Here is a 19609-nt window from a genome sequence, read left to right on the forward strand (position 1 = left end):
GGGCACGCGCCTTGGCGCGCTTGGAGACGGTCTGGGCCGACGCGGTGAGCAACGTCGACTCGGAGTTGTGAGCTGCCCACGGCACGGCGGTGACCGCGAGGGTCCCGGACAGGACCATGACGACAGGCAGGACGAAAGCGAGAGTTCGGCCGATACGGCGCGCGGTGTGGGTCACGCAGCGAGCGTAGCGGGCAGTGATGATTTGGCGACATTACGTCACTCTCGCGAGGGACGGTTCGAGTGGGCTTTTCGAATCCCGTGTTGACGTCCGGGAGTGAAATGACCGTTGTGCCGGGGAGCTGGTTGGTGGGGACGCCGTTCGGGCCGGGGACGGTGACGACCTCGGTGGAGCGGACGGCGCCGCCGAGCATGGAGCCGATGAGGAGGGTGAGGCCGACGACGACGGTGGCGACGACGGCGCCGCGGCGCAGGACGCGGCGGCGCAGGTCCCAGATCTCGGAGCGGGGGCCGAGCTTGCGCCAGGCTTCTCCGGCGAGGCGTCCGTCGACGGAGTAGACGGGGGCGCCCGCGATGACCAGGGGGCTCCAGGCGGCGAGGTAGATGATGTCGGGTGCGTCGTAGACGGCGACGGTGCGCCAGCTGACGGTGACCAGGAGGGCGGCCGACAGGAGGGCGCCGATGGAGGCGGCGACGCGCTGCCACAGGCCGAGGACGGTGAGGACGCCGACGACGACCTGGAGGAAGGCGATGGTCAGGCCGGCGCCGACGGGGTGGGAGAGGGCGAAGTCGCGCAGGGGTTCGGCGAGGGCCCAGGGGTGGAGCGAGGTCAGCCACTTGACCATGGAGCCGCGGTCGCCGCCGTCGAAGTAGACGGGGTCGCAGAGCTTGCCCATGCCGGCGTAGATGGAGATGAAGCCGAGGAAGACACGCATCGGCAGGAGGACGACGCCGAGGTTCATGCGGCGGCCGGGGTAGTACGCGTGCCGGACGGTGTCGCTGCCGTGGCGGCGGTCGCGGGTGTCGGTGATGTCGTCGCCGTCGTAGGCGTCGCGGTCGTGTCCGGCGGTGTCGTACGGGCCGGGCTCGACGGGGTCGTAGGCGCCGACGGCCTGGCGCATGGGGGGCAGCAGCGGGCCGCCGGGGCGGCGTGGCTGGTGCGGGGCGGTGATGACGGGGTTGGGCTGGGTCTCTTCGAGGCGCGGGATGACCTGGGTGCCGGGGCCGCCGTGTCCGCTGTCGAACTCGTAGGAGGCGTACGGCTCGTACGGGTCGTACGCGGTGTCGGGCCGGCCCGCGGTGGAGTTCCGTACGGCCTGGAGGAGTCCGCTGGCGCCGGGGTCGCCCGGAGCGGACCTGCCGCTCCATACGACGGGGGCGCGTCGGCCGCGTCCGGTTCCGGTGCCGCTCATGGCGGGGATCCTGGGTGCTCCGGCGGGTGCCACACCGCGCAGCCGTGCGCGCTGGCCGGGGGCGAGCTGCACCCGGAAGCTGGCGTGGTTGACGATGACCTGCGCGGGGTCGCAGTCCACCTTGGCCATGCTCAGGGCGGGTTGTTCGTCGAACCGAGGCGTTCTGGTGTCCACACTCATCTAACCGAGTGATGTGTGTTTAGGACACTGCCTTGACGGTGCCGAAGTGTCCGAGGCCCGTCAACAGGGGGTGGTGGGGTGCGCCGGGGCGTGCGCGGTACCGGATGCGCCCCCGGTGCGGCCCTCGCGGACCCGGCCGGCCGCCGCCTGTGCGGGTGGTCCAGGATGCCCCCATGCCGGCCCTCGCAGACCCGGCCGGCCGCCGCCTGTGCGGGTGGTCCTGCGGGACGGGCCGTGCGGCCCGTCCCGGCAGCGGATCAGGCGCGGCGGCGCGCGACCTCGTACATCACGATGCCGGCGGCGACGCCGGCGTTCAGGGACTCGGCGCCGCCCGGCATGGAGATGCGGACGCGGTAGTCGCAGGTCTCGCCGACGAGGCGGCCGAGGCCCTTGCCCTCGCTGCCGATGACGATGACGACGGGGCCGCCGAGTGCTTCGAGGTCCTCGACCGTGTGCTCGCCGTCGGCGGCGAGGCCGACGATCGCGATGCCTTCCTTCTTGTACGCCTCCAGCGCCCGGGTCAGGTTGGTGACGCGGGAGACGGGCGTACGGGCGGCGGTGCCGGCGGAGGACTTCCAGGCTCCGGCGGTCATGCCGGCGGCGCGGCGCTCGGGCACGACCACGCCGTGGCCGCCGAAGGCGGAGACGGAGCGGACGATGGCGCCGAGGTTGCGCGGGTCGGTGACGCCGTCGAGGGCGACGATCAGCGGGTCCTCGCCGTTGTCGTAGGCGGCGGCGGTGAGGTCCTGCGGCTCCGCGTACTGGTACGGCGGGACCTGGAGGACGAGGCCCTGGTGGTTGAGGCCGTTCGTCATGCGGTCGAGCTCGGGGCGCGGGGCTTCCATCAGGTTGATGTTGCCGCGTGCGCCGGCGAGCTGGAGGGCCTCGCGGACGCGCTCGTCGTTGTCGATGTACTGCTGGACGTACAGCGTGGTGGCGGGCACGCCGTCGCGCAGGGCCTCGAAGACGGGGTTGCGGCCGACGACCATTTCGGAGGTGCCCTTGACGCCGCCGCGCCGCGGGGCGGGGCGGCGGTTGGCGGCCTGCTTGGCCTTGGCGGTGGCGATGCGGTTCTTCTTGTGCTTCTTACGGTCCTCGGCGGGCGGCGTCGGTCCCCGGCCTTCGAGGCCACGGCGACGCTGGCCACCGCTGCCGACCTGCATGCCCTTCTTGTTGGACGTGCGGCGGTTCCTGCGCTGGCTGTTCCCGGCCATGACCTACCTGTTTCGTTGCTTCAGACGTGCGTACGTATAAGTGAAAGTGTGCCGCCCGGCGGGCCGGGCGGCACATGGAGGACTACTGGCGCGGGCCGAGTGTCCACCGTGGTCCGGTGGGGCTGTCCTCGATGACGAGCCCGGACTGGTTGAGCTGGTCGCGGATGGCGTCGGCCGAGGCCCAGTCCTTGCGGGCCCGGGCGGACTGGCGCTGGTCGAGGACGAGGCGTACGAGGGTGTCGACGACGCCGTGGAGGTCGTCGCCGCGATCGCTCTCGCCGGCCCAGTGCTCGTCGAGCGGATCGAGGCCGAGGACACCGAGCATGGCACGGACCTCGGCGAGGCGTGCGACCGCGGCTTCCTTGTCGTCGGCGGCGAGGGCGGAGTTTCCTTGGCGGACGGTGGTGTGGATGACCGCGAGGGCCTGCGGGACGCCCAGGTCGTCGTCCATGGCCTCGGCGAAGGCCGGCGGCACCTCGGAGGCGGGGGCGACGGTCTCGCCGGCCTTCTCGGTGACGCGCTGGACGAAGCCCTCGATGCGGGCGAACGCGGACTCGGCCTCGCGCAGGGCCTCCTCGCTGTACTCGATCATCGACCGGTAGTGCGGGGTGCCGAGGTAGTAGCGCAGCACGATGGGGCGCCAGGCCTTGACCATCTCGCTGACGAGGACGGAGTTGCCGAGCGACTTGGACATCTTCTCGCCGGACATGGTGACCCAGCCGTTGTGCACCCAGTACTTCGCGAAGTCGTCGCCGTAGGCCTTGGCCTGGGCGATCTCGTTCTCGTGGTGCGGGAAGATCAGGTCGATGCCGCCGCCGTGGATGTCGAAGGCGGTGCCGAGGTACTTGTGCGCCATGGCGGAGCATTCGAGGTGCCAGCCGGGGCGGCCGCGGCCCCAGGGGGTCTCCCAGCTGGGCTCGCCCGGCTTGGACGCCTTCCACATGGCGAAGTCGCGCTGGTCGCGCTTGCCGGTCTCGCCGTCGCCGGAGGGCTGGCGCAGGTCGTCGAGGTCCTGGTTGGAGAGCTCCAGGTAGCCGGGGAACGAGCGGACGTCGAAGTAGACGTTGCCGTCGGCCGCGTAGGCGTGCCCGCGCTCGATGAGGCCGCGCATCATCTCGATCATCTCGGTGATGTGGCCGGTGGCACGGGGCTCGTAGGTGGGCGGCAGGCAGCCCAGCGCGTCGTAGCCGTCGTTGAAGGCGCGCTCGTTCTCGTAGCCGATGGCCCACCAGGGGCGGCCCTGTTCGGCCGACTTCTTGATGATCTTGTCGTCGATGTCGGTGACGTTCCGGACGAACGTCACGTCGTAGCCGCGGTAGGCGAACCAGCGGCGCATGATGTCGAAGTTCAGTCCGGACCTGATGTGCCCGATGTGCGGGGCGGCCTGGACAGTCGCGCCACAGAGGTAGATCGAGACACAGCCCGCTGTGAGCGGGACGAAGTCACGGATCTGCCGGGCGCTGGTGTCGTACAGGCGAATAGTCACGCCTCAAGGGTAGTGGGCGCGCACCAGTGCCCTGCGACCCCTTGGAGGATTGCGTGGACAGTTGTTACGGCTCCGGGCGGGCCGGAGCCGTGAGGGGTGATCGTCCGGTACGGCTCAGATGCTCCCGACGACCTTGCGGGGCGTGATCCGGACGACGACGCGGGGGTCGTCGGCGCCGGAGGCGGGGTTGAAGTCGGCGTACTTCTTGCCCGTGTACTTCTGTGACAGCTCGTCGATGAGTTCCTGGCCGCCTTCGGTGGTGAGGGTGGCGGTGCCGCGGATCTCGGCGTAGGTGTACGGGGCGTCGAAGGGCTGGACGACGACGGAGACGCGGGGGTCGCGGGCGAGGTTCTGTTCCTTGCGGCGGCCGGTGGTGGTGGAGATGAGGACGTCGTCGCCGTCCCGTTTCACCCAGACCGGGGACACCTGGGGGCTGCCGTCGGGCTGGATGGTGGCGACGGTGACGAAGACCGGGGTGTCGAGCAGCGCCTTGAGGTCTTCGGAGAGTGCGGCGGTCATGGCGTACGTCCTCCTGAGCGGGTCGGTGATGTCTCTACGCCTACCCCGCCTCCGTCTCCTCGTCCCTGTTTCCCGTCCGCACCCACCGGAAGGGTCAGTGCCAGGGCGGCCCCGGCCAGCGGGACCGCGGCGAGGACGGCCCAGCGGACGGGTGCGGGGGCGTCGAGGAGGGCGCCGGTGGCGGCGCTGCCGCCGAGTACGGCGAGGCCGGAGACGGAGGAGAGCGCTCCGGTGGCGAGGCCCAGATGCCGGTCGTCGACGAGATCGGGTACGAGGCCGCGGGCTGCGGGCACGAGGAGCATCTGGCCGAGGGTGAGGAGGACGACGAGGGCGGCCGGGGGCAGCAGTCCGGAGGGGTCGGCCGGGGTCAGCGGCACGGCGGCGAATCCGGCGGCGACGGTGGCGAGCCCGGTGACGAGGGCGGTGCGCGGGGCGAGCCGGTGGGCGGACCAGCGGGTCAGGGGCAGCTGGGCGAGGACGACGAGGAGGGAGGAGAGGGCGAAGAACCAGCCGAGGGCGGCCTGGGACCCGGTGGCGCGCTGTACCTCGGCGGGCAGCGACAGATAGAGCTGGTTGTACGCGACGAGGTAGCTGCTGTACGCGAGGCAGAGCAGCAGGAACGGGCGCCGGGTGAGGACGTGTCGTACGGCGGCCGTGGTGCGTACGGCCGTTCGGGTGACGGGATCGCGGTGCGGCATGAGCCGGGCGTGTCCGGCGAGTACGGCGACGAAGACGAGGACGCCGGCGAGGCAGGCGGCGCGGAAGCCGCCGTCCAGGAGGAGGAGCAGCGAGCCGAGGAGGGGGCCGAGGAAGGCGCCGGCCTGTCCGGCGGCGGAGAACCGGGCGAGTACGTGGGCGCGCGGGGTGCCGGTCTGCTGTTCGTGCCGGACGGCTTCGCGGGCGGTCTCGGATTCGACGGCGGGTGAGAAGAGCGCGGCGGCGAATCCGGTGAGCAGCACGGCGCCGATGACGGTGGCGGTGGACGCGGCGAAGGCGAGCCAGCCGAATCCGGCGATGCGCAGGGCGCAGCCGGTGAGGACGACGGGGCGGGGGCCGTAGCGATCGGTGAGGGCGCCGCCGATGACGAAGAGGCCCTGCTGGCTGAAGGTACGGAGCCCGAGGACGAGGCCGATGAGCCAGCCGGTCATGCCGAGCCCGGTGCCGAGATGGGTGGCGAGGTAGGGCAGGACGGCGTAGAAGCCGGTGTTGAAGGCGAACTGGGTGGTGGTGAGGAGGCGGAGGTAGGGCGTGGTGGCCGCGCTCATGCGGGGTGCTTCCGGGTTCCACGGCCCCGTTCCGCCGCTGTCTTCCGGGTTCCACGTCCCCGCACCGCCGCTGTGGTGAGCGCGGCCAGTGCGCCGAGGACGGCGAGGGCGGTGGCGGGGGCGAGGACGGACCAGGGGGCGCGTTCGGCGTAGGGGAGGTTTTCGGAGAGCATGCGGCCCCATTCGGGTGCGGGCGGCTCGGTGCCGAGGCCGAGGAAGCCGAGCGAGGCGAGGGCCAGGGCGATGGCGGGGATGCGCAGGGCGGCGTGGCGGGCGACGGGGGGCAGGACGCCGGGCAGGAGGTGGCGGCGCAGGAGGTGGAGTCGCCCGGCTCCGAGTACCCGGGCGGCGGCGAGGTGCGGGGCGGCGCGTTCCTGGGTGTACAGGGCGGCGGTGTGGGCGGCGAGGGGTGCCCAGGCGACGGCGGTGACGGCGGCCGCGGCGCTCCAGGGGCCGGGGCCGGCGATGCCGGCGACGACGAGGCCGGTGAGGATCGCGGGCAGGGCGTTGGCGGTCTCGGTCAGTGCTCCGGCGCCCGCAGCTCCGAGGACGAGGCCCAGGAGCAGGGTGGCGGCGGAGACYGCGAGGGCGGTCAGGGCGGTGCGGGCGGCTCCGTGGCCGAGGCGGGCGAGGATGTCGCGGCCGAGGGAGTCCGTGCCGAAGGGGTGGGCGGCGGAGGGTCCGGCGAGGCGGGCGGCGGCGTCGATGTGGAGCGGGTCGCGCAGGAGGCCGGCGAGGGTCACGGCGGCGAAGAGCGCGGCGAGGAGGAGTGCGCCGGTGATCAGGGAGCGGCGTGCGCGGGCGGCCGGCGGGACGAGTGCGGGCAGCGCGCCGTCGTCGAGGGCGGGGCCGAGGAGGGCGCGGGCGGTGAGGCGGGTGGCGAGTCCGGCGGCGGTGCCGAGGAGCAGCAGGAGCAGGACGCAGGCCTGGAGGACGGGCAGGTCCTGGGCGAGTGCGGCGGCCAGGGCGGTGCCTCCGAGGCCGGGGATGGCGTAGAGGGTCTCGACGGCTACGGCTCCGCCGGTGAGTCCGACGACGACCAGGCCGAGCTGGGGCAGCAGGCCGGGCAGGGTGCGGCGCAGGGCGTGGCGGGCGGTGCGGTGCCCGGGCAGTCCGGCGGCGGTGGCGGCGCGGGCCCAGGGTTCGGCGAAGGCGGCGGGCAGGGCGTCGTCCAGGAGGCGGCCGAGGAGGGCGCCGGCGGGGACGCCCATGGCGAGGGCGGGCAGCACGGTCTGTTCGGGGGTGCCCCAGCCGAGAGCGGGAAGCCAGTCCAGCCGGACGGCGACGACCGCGGCGAGGACGGCGGCGATGAGGAATTCGGGGAGCGCGGCGAGGACGGCGGCTCCGGTGCCGGCACCGGCGGTGACGTTGCGGTGGCGTGCGCCGCGGCGCAGGGTGCGGGCGGCGAGGGCCGCGGCGGTCAGGAGGGCGACCAGGAGCGAGGCGCCCATGAGGGTGAGGGAGACCCCGAGGGCGGGTATCGCGTCCGGCGCGACGGGCTGTCCGGAGACCCAGGAGGTGCCGAGGTCGCCGTGCGGGAGCCCGGCCGCCCAGTCGCCGAGGAGTTGGAGGGGACCGCCGTCCAGGCCGGTCTCGGCGCGGATGGCGTCCAGGGTCCCGGGGGTGGGCGGCCGGTCGGCGTAGCGGGCGTGCAGGATCGTGAGGGCGGGGTCGGTGCGGGTCAGGCGGGGCAGCAGCCCGATGACGGCGACGACCGCGAGGAGTGCGGCGAGCCGGCCGGCCAGGTGTTTCACCGGGTCATCCGAGGCGGGTGTCCGCGGTGATGAGGGTGCGTTCCAGCGGGTCGAGGGAGACGCCCCGGACGCGGCTGTCGTCGTAGCCCTGGACGAAGCGTTCGTGGAGCAGCGGTACGAGGGCGTCGGTGCCGAGGACGTCGGCCTCGGCGCGCGCGGCGGCGGCGTGGCGGGCGTCGGGGGCGGTGGCGCCCGCGGCCTTGTCCACGTCGGCGTCGACGCGCTGGTCGCAGAGCTGGGAGATGTTGAAGCTGCCGTCGCAGGTGAAGTCGGAGGCGAGGTAGGAGACCGGGTCGGCGGTGTCGAGGAGGGTGTTGCGGGCCTGGATGAAGGCGTCGTACTTCCCGGCGAGGGCGTCGGCCTCCAGCTGGGCGTAGTCGCGGACGACCTGCTTGACGGTGAAGCCGCGCTTGCTGAGCTGCTGCTGGACGACGGTGGCGACCTCGGGGAGTTCGGGCCGGTTGGTGTAGGTGGCGAGGACGATCTCCTTCGTCCTCGCGACCTGTGCCTTGCCGGCGGCCTTCGTCCGGCCGACGGGGGTGGTGCGCACGCCCGCGGCCCAGGGAACGCCCGGGCCGAGGAGGCCCTGTGCGGTGTCGGCGCGGCCTTCGTAGACGGCCTTGACGAGGGCCTTGGAGTCGATGGCCTCGCGGGCTGCGGCGCGCATCGCGGGGTCGGCGAAGGCTCCGGTCGCGGTGTTGAGGGAGAGGCCGTTGGTGCGGGCGGAGGGGAACTCGTGGACGAGCCCGTCGCCGAGGAGGGAGGCCTGGGAGATCGGTACGTACTCGGCGACGTCGACGGCCTCGGTGCGCAGGGCGTTGGCGCGGGCGGTGCCGTCGGCGACGAACGTGACGTCGACGCCGGGGGCCTTGGCCTTGGCGCCCCAGTAGGTGTCGTTGCGTTCCAGCGTGGCGCTGACGGCGCCCTTGACCGCGGCGAGGGCGAAGGGGCCGGTGGCGTGTCCGGCCGGGTCGGCCCTGCCGCCGGTGTAGGCGGCGGCGGACAGGATCGTGAGGGAGGGGTTGGCGAGGCGCTGGGGCAGCAGCGGGTCGGCCCGGTCGGTCACGATCCGTACGGTGTCGGCGCCCTCGGCGGTGGCGGTGAGGCCGGTGTCGGACAGGACGCGGGGCTTCGGTGACGCCTTCTCCGCTGCGGTCAGTGAGCGGACGACGGCGGCCGGCTCGACCTTCGTGCCGTCGTGGAAGGTGGCCTCGCGCAGGGTGAAGGTCCATTCCTTCGCGCTGTGGCGCTTCCAGGAGGCGGCGAGCGCGGGCTTCGCCGTGCCGTCGCGGTCCAGGGTGGTGAGTCCCTCGATGACCGCGAGGCGGCTGAGGGTGACGGCGTCGTCGCCGTAGGGGGACATGGCCTGGGCGGGCGGGAAGGCCATGACGACCCGGAGGCGTTGCCCGCCGGCCGCGGCGCCGTCGGAGGTGCCGCCGGAGCAGGCGGTGGCGAGCGGGACGAGGAGGGCGGTCGCGGACAGGGTCAGCGGCAGCACGGAGCGACGGCGTCGGGGCGTGGGCATGGCAACGACCTTATATGAAAATGATTGTCATTTGGAATGGAGGGGCTGCGGCACTTCCGGAGGCAGCGGCAGCTCGAAGTGGACGATGCCCTGGCCGCCGTCCGGCAGCGCGCGCTCGTCGCACACCTCCCGCGCCAGCGACCGCCAGAACGGCTCGGCACCCGGCACGGCGGGATCGGTGTGCAGATAGATCGCCTCGTACCCGCCGGCCCGCACGACGAAGTCGTGGAGCTCGCGCACCATCCGGCGCGCGAGGCCGCGCCTGCGATGCTCCGGCGCGACGTAGATACGGCAGAGCTGGGCGGTGGTGCCGGACGGGAAACGGTCGGCGACCCACCGCGGATTGGGCGGCGCCTGCGGACCCCGGTCCCGTACGGCACCCGTCGCGACGATCTCGCCATCGCGCTCGGCCACCAGCAGCGTGCAGCGCGCGGGGCGCAGATAGGCGGCCTCGGGGTCGATGATGTCGGCGTGCCAGCGCGGTACGTAACCGGAGCGCAGGTCGCGGTAGACGGTGTCGAGCATGACGGCGCGCGCGCCGCCGATGTCCGGCGGCCCGGCGGTGCGCACGACGTACCCGCCGGCCTCGGCCCGTACCGGAGCGATCGTCGTCGTGCTCATCCCGGAGCTTCACCGTCCCTTGCGCGCCACGTCATTGCCGTAACAGCGTACGTGCAAGTGATGTGCAACAAGGTGGGGGGCTCCGGGGACTGCCAGGTCAGGCCCCCGGAGCGGCGTCGGCCGGGTCAGCCGGTGCGGTAGAGGAGCGCCGTCGCGATGCCGGCGATGCCCTCGCCCCGGCCGGTGAAGCCGAGCCCGTCGGAGGTGGCGGCGGAGAGCGAGACGGGCGCGCCCACGGCGGCGGACAGGACCTTCTGCGCCTCGTCGCGCCGCTTACCGATCTTCGGACGTACGCCGACGACCTGGACGGCCACGTTGCCGATCTCGAAGCCCTCGGACCGGACGATCCTGGCCGCCTCGGTCAGCAGCGTGACGCCCGCGGCGCCGGACCACTCGGGGCGCCCGGTGCCGAAGTGCTGCCCGAGGTCGCCGAGACCGGCGGCCGAGAAGAGCGCGTTGCAGGCGGCGTGCGCGACGACGTCGGCGTCGGAGTGGCCGGCGAGGCCCGGGCCCTCGCCCTCCCACAGCAGACCCGCGCACCACAGCTCGCGGCCCTCCTCGAACGCGTGGATGTCCGTGCCGATCCCGACGAGCGGGATCACGGGCGCGGCACCCCCTTCGTACGTCTCAGAAGCCATCGTTCGCCCTCCTGCGTGCGAGAACCGCCTCGGCCAGGACCAGATCCAGCGGCCGGGTCACCTTGAACGCCTCCTCGTGGCCGGGAACGACCACGACGGGCGCCCCGAGCCGCTCGACCATGCCCGCGTCGTCGGTCGCGCCCTCGCCGCTGACGGCGACCTCCTCATGGGCCCGCATCAGCGTGTCGCGGTCGAAGCCCTGCGGGGTCTGCACCGCACGGAGCCGGGCCCGCACCGGCGTGGAGAGCACCGGTTCGGGCTCCCCCGGCGCCCCGGGCTCGACCTCCTTGACGGTGTCGGCGAGCGGCAGCGCGGGGACGACGGCGGGCGCCCCGTCGCGTACGGCCTCGATCACCGCGTCGACCGTGTCGACGGGCACGAGCGGGCGGGCTGCGTCGTGGACGAGGACGACACCGATGTCCTCGGGCAGCGCGTCGAGGCCGAGCCGCACCGACTCCTGCCGGGTCGCGCCGCCGGGCACCACCAGGAAGTCGGTGCGCTCGGGCAGGGCGTGCTCGTCGAGCAGGCTCCTCACCCCGGGCGCCCCGTCCGGCGGCGCGACGACCACGACCAGGGACACATGACGGGAGGCCGCCATGGCCCGTACGGCATGGATGAGCATGGGCGTCCCGCCCAGCGCGCGGAGCGCCTTGGGGGCGCCCGGGCCGAGCCGTACGCCGCGGCCGGCCGCGGGAATCACGGCGGCGGTGCGGTGAGGACGCGATTGATCAGACATCGGTTGCACTCCGAAGCATCGGCATGTTTGTCTCCACGGCCGACGTGGGTATGGCCACAAGCGAGCCGGGCGCTACGCCATGACTCGACCGGGACCCTTTCCGTGACCCCGGGCGAGACGGGTACCACCCCGGCCGCTCGGGATCGGCCTCACACGTCGACTTCACAAGATCGCGAGCAAAGTACCGGGGGATCGTCGATGAGGCCAACGCATCGGCGCATCGGGGAGAACATCCGGTTTCATCAGGCCACGGCCACGCCCTCCGCAGGCGTCCGCCGGACCGGATGCGCCGCCCGGACGCCACCGCGCCGCGGCCGGACATGACAGGGCTGGACCCACCGCAGTCGGAAGTGCGGAAGTAACCGCAGCCGCCCATGAACCCGGATACGCGCCCAGCCGGACATGCCGCAGCGCCCGACGACACACCGTGAAAACGGCTGGTCAGCGGGCACCGCGGCACATTATTTACGACCGGTGCGATCCGGTTCAGGACGCGAGGACCTCGTCAAGAAGAGCCTCGGCCTTGTCCTCGTTCGTGTTCTCCGCAAGAGCGAGCTCACTCACCAGGATCTGGCGCGCCTTGGCGAGCATGCGCTTCTCACCTGCGGAGAGACCGCGCTCGCGCTCACGACGCCACAGGTCACGCACGACTTCCGCGACCTTGATGACATCACCGGATGCGAGCTTCTCGAGATTTGCCTTGTAGCGTCGGGACCAGTTCGTCGGCTCCTCGGCATACGGCGCGCGCAGCACCTCGAAGACCCGGTCCAGCCCTTCCTGCCCGACTACGTCGCGCACACCTACGAACTCCGCATTGTCCGCCGGTACACGCACCGTCAAGTCGCCCTGAGCGACCTTGAGCACCAAGTAGGTCTTGTCCACGCCTTTGATCTGGCGAGTTTCGATAGCCTCGATCAGCGCGGCCCCGTGATGGGGATAGACCACGGTGTCGCCAACCTTGAACGTCATGTGACAGGTACCCCTTCCGTGGCTATCAAGAGTAACACGAGAACAGCTTCTCCTGAATGGCGTTTTCGCAGGTCAGGGCATATCTCGGGGCTTGACAACTGCAACACGGACGTGCTGCGGAAGGCTCGCGGAGGACGGTATTCGCAGGTCGGAGCCGCTGTGCGGGCGAGGAGAAACACGGACGTCACACCGGCCGGAACCCGCTCGGAAGTGACGAGACGTCCCGTTTTGCCGGGTTCCGGATGATGAACATTCCGTACTCCGTTCGGAGATGGATCACCCGTACGGCGGTTAGCGGCGGCGGCAGTACCGGTGGGCAATGAAATTGATCAACGCCGGACACCGTGAGGATTATGTGCAATGAATGCGCCACAGCCCCTTGAACAGCGGCTGAACAGGGACACGAAGCGCGGGAGGAACATCAGGTCACGTGCGGCGGAACAGGTGACGGAAGGCGCCGCGGAACAGGTGACGGAACACGTGGCGGAATTGATCAAGCGCGTTATGTGAACGGCGTGCGAATGATCTCGCGCCCGCCGGCCCGCGATCTCCCGGACCGTCGGGCGAGGATCCCCCGGGCTGTCAGGGGCGGGTCGGGTGCGGGGCGGGGACGGCGGCTCGGTAACCTGGCCGCTGACACACCCTTAGGGCGGCTTTACACCGCTCGCCCGACCCCGTCCGTAAGTCCGCTCGTTCAAGGAGTTGCCGCCGCCGTGAGCCGCAGCCTTCGACACGGCGCCCTCGCCGCCACTGCCATCGTGTTCTCGATCGCCGCGCTCTCCGCATGCGGAGCCGGCAAGAACGCGCAGACGCTCGAAGTCAGGCCTGACAACGCCGCCACGTCGTCCGGCGACATCAAGATCCAGAACGCCAACGTGGTCACCCAGCCGGAGCACGGCGCCGAAGGCCCGGCCTCGGTCACCGCCACGCTGTTCAACACCGGCACCCAGGCGGAGACGCTCGACGCCATCACCCTGACGGGTGGCAGCGGCTCCGTGGAGCTGCACGCCGCCAAGGGTTCGGGACCGGTCGTCGTACCGGCCGGCGGCCGGGTGATCCTCGGCGGCAAGGGCAACGCCTCCGCCGTGATCGAGAACGGCCACGAGGCCACGCGGAACGGCGACGTGCAGCCGCTGGTCTTCAAGTTCAGCCGGACCGGCGACATCCCGCTCGGCGCCTCCGTCGTGCCCGCCACCGGCTACTTCAAGGGCTTCGGCCCCAGCGCGCTGCCCCAGACCCCGAAGAAGCCGGAGAACTCGCCCGAGGCGACGCCGACCGGTTCCGCGTCCGAGACCCCGGGCGCCTCGACCGGCAGCCCCTCGGCCCCGGCCTCGGAAGGCGACACCACCACCCCGAGCGACGCGGCGTCCGACTCCCAGCAGCCGGGCTGACCGCACCCCGCACGACAAGCAGGTGTGGCTGAGGCGCCTCCCGGWCCGGGAGGCGCCTCAGCCACACCTGCTGCCCTGTCGCCCAGGGGCGGTTTACGGCTCGAACTTGTACCCGAGACCCCGCACCGTCACGAGGAAGCGCGGGGCACCCGGGTCCGGCTCGATCTTGGCGCGCAGCCGCTTCACGTGGACGTCGAGGGTCTTGGTGTCGCCCACGTAGTCCGCGCCCCAGACCCGGTCGATCAGCTGCATCCGGGTCAGCACCCGGCCGGCGTTGCGCAGCAGCATCTCCAGCAGGTCGAACTCCTTCAGCGGCAGGTCGACCTTGCCGCCGGAGACCGTGACGACGTGCCGGTCCACGTCCATCCGCACCGGGCCGGCCTCCAGCGCGGCCGGAGTGACCTCCTCCGGCTCCCCGCGGCGGCGCAGCACCGCGCGGATGCGGGCGACGAGCTCGCGCGAGGAGAAGGGCTTGGTCACATAGTCGTCGGCCCCTATTTCCAGACCGACGACCTTGTCGATCTCGCTGTCCTTGGCGGTGACCATGATCACGGGGACGTTGGACTTGCTGCGCAGCTGCCGGCAGACCTCGGTGCCGGGCAGGCCGGGCAGCATCAGGTCGAGGAGCACGAGGTCGGCGCCGTTGCGCTCGAACTCGTCCAGGCCGTCGGGTCCGGTGGCCGCGATGGCGACCTCGAAGCCTTCCTTGCGGAGCATGTAGGACAGGACGTCGCTGAAGGATTCCTCATCCTCGACGACAAGCACTCGGGTCACGGAAGAGCCTCCGGGGCAGGGAACGAATCAAAAGTGTCGGGTGCGGCGCCCGGGTGGGACGCCTCGTCGCCGTTGACGATGAGGGGACCGCCCGATGTGCGGTCCCGGGCCCGTACGGAGCCCGCTTCGGGCAGCCGCAGGGTGAAGGTGGAGCCCTGACCCTCCGAGCTCCAGACGGTGACCTCCCCGCCGTGCGAGGCGGCCACGTGCTTGACGATGGCGAGGCCGAGGCCGGTGCCACCGGTGGCGCGCGAGCGGGCCGGGTCGACGCGGTAGAAGCGTTCGAAGACCCGTTCCCGGTCCTTCTCCGAGATGCCGAAGCCCTGGTCGGTCACGGCGATCTCGATCTCGTCCCCGCCGGGTACGACCACCCGGCGTACGGCGATGCCGACGCGGGTGCGGGCGGGGCTGTAGTTGACGGCGTTCTCGACGAGGTTGCCGAGCGCGGCGGCGAGCTGGCCGCGGTTGCCCCATATGCGGAGATCGGCGGTGCCGCCCGAGGCCATGGTGATCTGCTTGGAGCCGGCCTGCTGCCGGCAGCGGTCGATGGCTTCGGCGACCAGCTCGTCGACCCGGACCGGCTCGGCGTCCTCCAGCGGGTCGTCGTTCTGCACCCGGGAGAGGTCGATGAGCTCCTGTACGAGGTTGGTGAGCCGGGTCGCCTCTATCTGCATCCGTCCCGCGAACCGCTCCACCGCCTCCGGATCGTCGGAGGCGTCCATGACGGCCTCCGAGAGCAGGGACAGCGCACCGGTCGGGGTCTTGAGCTCATGGCTGACGTTGGCGACGAAGTCGCGCCGGACCGCTTCGATACGGCGGGCCTCGGTGAGGTCCTCGACCAGCAGCAGCACCAGCCGGGAGCCCAGTGGGGCGACCCGGGCGGAGACCGCGAGGGCCTCGCCCCGGCCCGTACCGCGCCGGGGAAGGTCCAGCTCGACCTGTCGTATCTCCCCGTCACGGCGGGTGTCCCGCGCCATGTTCAGCATCGGCTCGACGGCCAGACGGCCTCCCCTGACCAGTCCCAGCGCGTACGCGGCGGAGCTGGCCTTGACGACGCTGTCGCTCTCGTCGAGCACGACCGCGGAGGAGCTGAGCACGGACAGGACCGTGTCGACGCCGGGAGGCAGGGGGGCGCCGCTGTCGGGCCGCAGGGACGTACGCGTGGGTTTCTTCTGGTCGCGCTCGCTCCAGCGGAACGCCAGCATCGCGATCACGCCGGTACACACCCCGGCGATCGCTGCAGCTGCGGCGACCGCCGCGTTCACGTCCATGGCTCCAGGTTATGCGGCTCCACCGACACTCTCCCAGCCGTCCGAGTGCCTATCCGAACACTCGTCGCCCAGAGTTCACCGAGGGGCAAGCGCCGGTTCACTTGGCCGGTCGGAACCCGACGCGTACGGCCGTCACGGTGGCACCGTGGGGTTCAGAGCTGGCCCCGGCCTCGGTTCAGAACTGGAGAGGGACTTCCCATGCGTGACGCGTACCACGAGGAACTCGATTCGATCGGCGAAGGGCTGGTCGAGATGGCCCGGCTCGTCGGATCGGCGATCGGCCGGGCGACGACGTCCATGCTCGACGCCGACCTCAAGCTCGCGGAGACCGTGATCGCCGCGGACCAGAAGGTCGACGACCTCCAGCACGACCTGGAGGCCCGGGCCATCGCGCTGCTGGCCCGCCAGCAGCCGGTGGCGACCGATCTGCGGATCGTGGTCACCTCGCTGCGGATGAGCGCCGACCTGGAGCGCTCGGGCGACCTCGCCCAGCACGTCGCCAAGCTGGCCCGGCTGCGCTTCCCGCAGAAGGCGGTCCCGGACGACCTGCACGCCACCATCCTGGAGATGGGCCAGCTCGCGCAGCGCCTGATGGCCAAGGCCGCCGAGGTCATCATCACCAAGGACGTCGACCTGGCGCTCCAGCTGGAGCAGGACGACGACGAGATGGACCTGCTGCACCGCACGCTGTTCCAGCACCTGATGGACGACCGCTGGAAGCACGGCATCGAGACGGCCGTCGACGTGACGCTGCTCGGCCGCTACTACGAGCGGTTCGCCGACCACGCGGTCTCGGTGGCCAAGCGCGTCGTCTATCTGGTGACGGGCGAGCACGCGGACGAGATCCAGCAGCCGACGCCGGTCGAGGGGGCGTAACCGGCCGCACCCGCACAGCCGGCCGCGGACGCATCCGGCGCCAGGGACTCGCACATGCGTTCCTGCGCGTGTGCGCCGTTGATGCGCCCGCCCGGCTGGGCATGCAATGGGGTGGGGCGGCACGACCTTTCCGTACGCCCCGGTCGCGGGCCCCGGGCGGGCGTGCGGCCCTGTCGTACACCTTGAGGAGGAACCATGGCCGATTCCCCCACGACCGAACCCCAGCAGGAGACACCCGCCGACGTGGCGCACCGGGGCGTCGTCGGCGCCTGCGGCTGCGGATCGGGCTGCGGGTGCGGCTGCCAGTCCGGCGCGCCGTGCCAGTGCGGCGGCTGCTCCGGCTGACCGGGAGCGCGCAGCGGCAGAGGGCGCCCCGCACGGACCGACAGGGTCCGCGCGGGGCCGCCCCGTGCCCGGATCAGACGGCCCGGTCCACAGCGGGCCCGGCACCGGCACCCTGAACCGCCCCCGCCCCGACCGCTCCGGCGGCATCGACGACCCCGCCCGCTTCGGCCGACCCGGCCGCTCCGCCCGCTCCGGCCGGCCCGCTCACGGCCGCGGGTGCCGGCGCCGGAGCCGCGCCCTCCCGCGGCAGGTTCCGCATCAGCAGCCAGTAGCCGAACGCCGCCGCGGTACCCAGGACCGCACACGTACCCCACAGCCACCCGGCGCCGAAGTGGTCGATCACCACACCGGACATCAGCGGGGCCACGAGCGCCGCAGCCGACCAGGACAGGGCGTACATGCCCTGGTAGCGGCCCCGGCCGTGAGCCGGTGAGAGCTGGACGACCAGACCGTTCTGCACGGGCGCGTTGACGATCTCGGCGACCGTCCAGACGCAGATGGTCAGCGCGTAGAGCGCCACCGAACCGGCGAAGGCCGTCAGCCCGAACCCGTACCCGGCGAGCAGCGACGACACGATGAGCAGCCGGCGCGGGTCGCGGCTCTGGATGAACCGGGTGACCGGGATCTGGAGCACCACGATGAGCACGCCGTTGACGGCGACCGCCGCGCCGAAGTCGGAACTGCTGAACCCGTCGGCCCCCATGGCCACCGGCAGCCCCACATACCCCTGCTGGAAGATCAGGGCGATCACGAACGACAGCCCGACGACGCCCATGAACCGTCCGTCGCGCAGCACCGTGCCGAGCCGGACGCCATCGCCGGCGGCACGCGCGTCCGTGGCCGTGGACGGGGCCTTCTGCGGCCGGGACTCCGGCACCTTCGTGAAGACGACGATCGCGCAGCACAGCGTCATCACCGCCTCGCCGACAAAGCCGGCGAGGTAGCTGTACTCGGCGACGAACCCTGCCCCGGCGGACGAGACCGCGAACCCCAGGTTGATCGCCCAGTAGTTGAGCGAGAAGGCCCGCACCCTGTCCTTCGCCGGGACGATGTCGGCGATCATCGCCTGCACCGCGGGACGTGAGGCACTGCTGGCCATGCCGACGCAGAAGGCGACGGCGGCGATCGCCACCGGATGGACCATGAAGCCGAGCACGGCCACCGAGACGGCGGTCGACAGCTGCGCGACGAGCATCGTGGGCCGCCGCCCGAAACGGTCCGTCATCACGCCGGCCACCAGCGAGGAGACGACCCCGCCGAGCCCGTGCAACGCGGCGACCAGCCCGGCGTACGAGGCGGAGTACCCCCGGTCCAGGGTCAGGTACAGGGCCATGAAGGTGGCGACGAACGCCCCGAGGCGGTTGACCAGGGTGCTGGTCCACAGCCACCAGAACTCTCTGGGGAGACCGGAGACGGATTCACGGGTGGCCCGTCTGAGACCGGCGACAGACATACGGGTTCCCCCAGGACGTACGGATGCGGATGCCGGCGGTAAGCGGTCCGCCGACGGTCCGAACATTACAAATCCTGGATTCGGCGCTGCCACCCAATTGACGGCCGGCGTCAATCCACGCGGCTCTGTCCGCCCTGTGGCCGGGCGCGCGCGGCCCGTACGGGTTCGATTACGCTCGGACCCATGGCCGACGCACCGTACAAGCTGATCCTCCTCCGCCACGGCGAGAGCGAATGGAACGCGAAGAACCTGTTCACCGGATGGGTGGACGTCAACCTCACCGAGAAGGGCGAGAAGGAGGCGGTCCGCGGCGGTGAGCTGCTCAAGGACGCCGGCCTGCTCCCCGATGTACTGCACACCTCGCTCCAGAAGCGCGCCATCCGCACCGCCCAGCTCGCGCTGGAGTCCGCGGACCGCCACTGGATCCCCGTCCACCGCTCCTGGCGCCTGAACGAGCGCCACTACGGCGCCCTCCAGGGCAAGGACAAGGCGCAGACGCTCGCCGAGTTCGGCGAGGAGCAGTTCATGCTCTGGCGCCGCTCGTACGACACCCCGCCGCCCGCCCTCGAGGACGGCACCGAGTTCTCCCAGAGCGACGACGCGCGCTACGCGACGATCCCGCCGGAGCTGCGCCCGCGCACGGAGTGCCTCAAGGACGTCGTCGTCCGCATGCTGCCGTACTGGTACGACGGCATCGTCCCGGACCTGCTGGCCGGCCGCACGGTCCTGGTCGCCGCGCACGGCAACAGCCTCCGTGCCCTGGTCAAGCACCTCGACGGCGTCTCGGACGAGGCCATCGCGGGCCTGAACATCCCGACGGGCATCCCGCTCGCGTACGAACTGGACGAGAACTTCCGCCCGTTGAAGCCGGGCGGGACGTACCTGGACCCGGACGCGGCGAAGGCCGCCATCGAGGCCGTGAAGAACCAGGGCAAGAAGAAGTAAGCAGAGCTGAAGTAGCCCCCCACCTGCGGGTTTTCCGCTTGGTGGGGGGCTTCTTGGTGCGCTGGGCCGTCTGTGGGCCGTCGCGGTCAGATACTGCGGAGTCCCACTCGTACCGAAACCAGGAAGGCAAGCGGGAGGACAGCGGCAGGTTCGGCGCCGACCCACACCGCAAGCGTCGCGCCTCCGAGGCCGATGAGGACCAGAGGCAGCTCACGGGGGATGAGGTCGATACGCAGTCCGCGTCGTGGCACCATGGGCTTCTCCGTAGGGCGCATTA

The 19609-nt window shown here is 71.8% G+C and carries 17 protein-coding genes and 1 pseudogene; 4 read left to right on the forward strand and 14 right to left on the reverse strand.

Annotated features, from left to right (window positions below; translation table 11 throughout):
* Positions 1-286 precede the first annotated feature (286 nt).
* The 11 genes and pseudogenes from EAO72_RS24455 to EAO72_RS24505 form a co-directional block, all read right to left on the reverse strand.
* Positions 287-1499: pseudogene (locus EAO72_RS24455) on the reverse strand (DoxX family membrane protein); the annotation flags it as partial.
* Positions 1500-1807: 308 nt separating this feature from the next.
* Positions 1808-2764 (reverse strand): 23S rRNA (guanosine(2251)-2'-O)-methyltransferase RlmB, encoded by a 957-nt coding sequence (gene rlmB / locus EAO72_RS24460; protein WP_148019395.1) that lies wholly within the window; start codon positions 2762-2764, stop codon positions 1808-1810.
* An 82-nt stretch (positions 2765-2846) separates the two neighbouring features.
* Positions 2847-4250: a cysteine--tRNA ligase gene (gene cysS / locus EAO72_RS24465; protein WP_148019396.1), complete on the reverse strand. Its 1404-nt coding sequence runs from the start codon at positions 4248-4250 to the stop codon at positions 2847-2849.
* A 114-nt stretch (positions 4251-4364) separates the two neighbouring features.
* The gene (locus tag EAO72_RS24470; protein WP_148019397.1) at positions 4365-4769 is read right to left on the reverse strand and encodes a PPOX class F420-dependent oxidoreductase; all 405 of its coding nucleotides are present in this window, start codon (positions 4767-4769) and stop codon (positions 4365-4367) included.
* On the reverse strand, positions 4766-6034 hold the full coding sequence (locus tag EAO72_RS24475) for an MFS transporter (protein WP_148019398.1): 1269 nt from the start codon (positions 6032-6034) through the stop codon (positions 4766-4768). Before EAO72_RS24475 ends, EAO72_RS24470 begins: the two co-directional genes overlap by 4 nt.
* The gene (locus EAO72_RS24480; protein ID WP_148019399.1) at positions 6031-7788 is read right to left on the reverse strand and encodes an ABC transporter permease subunit; all 1758 of its coding nucleotides are present in this window, start codon (positions 7786-7788) and stop codon (positions 6031-6033) included. The genes EAO72_RS24475 and EAO72_RS24480 overlap by 4 nt, the downstream gene beginning before the upstream one ends.
* 4 nt (positions 7789-7792) lie before the next feature.
* The gene (locus EAO72_RS24485; RefSeq protein WP_148019400.1) at positions 7793-9313 is read right to left on the reverse strand and encodes an ABC transporter substrate-binding protein; all 1521 of its coding nucleotides are present in this window, start codon (positions 9311-9313) and stop codon (positions 7793-7795) included.
* A 27-nt stretch (positions 9314-9340) separates the two neighbouring features.
* On the reverse strand, positions 9341-9934 hold the full coding sequence (locus tag EAO72_RS24490; protein WP_148019401.1) for a GNAT family N-acetyltransferase: 594 nt from the start codon (positions 9932-9934) through the stop codon (positions 9341-9343).
* A 125-nt stretch (positions 9935-10059) separates the two neighbouring features.
* Complete coding sequence (gene ispF / locus EAO72_RS24495; protein WP_148019402.1) at positions 10060-10572, reverse strand: 2-C-methyl-D-erythritol 2,4-cyclodiphosphate synthase; 513 nt, start codon at positions 10570-10572, stop codon at positions 10060-10062.
* Positions 10562-11308, reverse strand: a complete 747-nt coding sequence (gene ispD, locus EAO72_RS24500) for a 2-C-methyl-D-erythritol 4-phosphate cytidylyltransferase (RefSeq protein ID WP_148019403.1) — start codon at positions 11306-11308, stop codon at positions 10562-10564. Before ispD ends, ispF begins: the two co-directional genes overlap by 11 nt.
* Before the next feature lie 486 nt (positions 11309-11794).
* The gene (locus EAO72_RS24505) at positions 11795-12277 is read right to left on the reverse strand and encodes a CarD family transcriptional regulator (RefSeq protein ID WP_006380568.1); all 483 of its coding nucleotides are present in this window, start codon (positions 12275-12277) and stop codon (positions 11795-11797) included.
* Positions 12278-12990: 713 nt separating this feature from the next.
* Here EAO72_RS24505 and EAO72_RS24515 point away from each other — a divergent pair.
* The gene (locus tag EAO72_RS24515) at positions 12991-13668 is read left to right on the forward strand and encodes a copper chaperone PCu(A)C (RefSeq protein ID WP_148019404.1); all 678 of its coding nucleotides are present in this window, start codon (positions 12991-12993) and stop codon (positions 13666-13668) included.
* 93 nt (positions 13669-13761) lie between these two features.
* On the opposite strand, the gene EAO72_RS24520 is transcribed toward EAO72_RS24515, so the two are convergent.
* Together EAO72_RS24520 and EAO72_RS24525 are read right to left on the reverse strand one after the other, a co-directional pair.
* Positions 13762-14442 carry a response regulator transcription factor gene (locus EAO72_RS24520; protein WP_073733027.1) on the reverse strand — a complete coding sequence of 227 codons (681 nt, stop codon included), beginning with the start codon at positions 14440-14442 and terminating at the stop codon, positions 13762-13764.
* Complete coding sequence (locus tag EAO72_RS24525) at positions 14439-15713, reverse strand: sensor histidine kinase (RefSeq protein ID WP_148019405.1); 1275 nt, start codon at positions 15711-15713, stop codon at positions 14439-14441. The genes EAO72_RS24520 and EAO72_RS24525 overlap by 4 nt, the downstream gene beginning before the upstream one ends.
* 198 nt (positions 15714-15911) lie before the next feature.
* On the opposite strand from EAO72_RS24525, the gene phoU reads away from it, so the two are divergent.
* Positions 15912-16589 carry a phosphate signaling complex protein PhoU gene (phoU, locus tag EAO72_RS24530; RefSeq protein WP_148019406.1) on the forward strand — a complete coding sequence of 226 codons (678 nt, stop codon included), beginning with the start codon at positions 15912-15914 and terminating at the stop codon, positions 16587-16589.
* A 195-nt stretch (positions 16590-16784) separates the two neighbouring features.
* Entirely contained in the window at positions 16785-16934 is a 150-nt protein-coding gene (locus EAO72_RS42155; protein ID WP_187285195.1) for a hypothetical protein, read from the forward strand.
* Positions 16935-17007: 73 nt separating this feature from the next.
* On the opposite strand, the gene EAO72_RS24535 is transcribed toward EAO72_RS42155, so the two are convergent.
* Positions 17008-18387, reverse strand: coding sequence for an MDR family MFS transporter (locus EAO72_RS24535; protein ID WP_148019407.1), 1380 nt, complete (start codon positions 18385-18387; stop codon positions 17008-17010).
* 183 nt (positions 18388-18570) lie between these two features.
* Here EAO72_RS24535 and EAO72_RS24540 point away from each other — a divergent pair, with 183 nt between their 5' ends.
* Positions 18571-19332: a phosphoglyceromutase gene (locus EAO72_RS24540; protein WP_148019408.1), complete on the forward strand. Its 762-nt coding sequence runs from the start codon at positions 18571-18573 to the stop codon at positions 19330-19332.
* Positions 19333-19609: the final 277 nt, after the last annotated feature.

The sequence above is a fragment of the Streptomyces sp. OR43 genome (assembly GCF_008042275.1).
Lineage (GTDB): Bacteria > Actinomycetota > Actinomycetes > Streptomycetales > Streptomycetaceae > Streptomyces.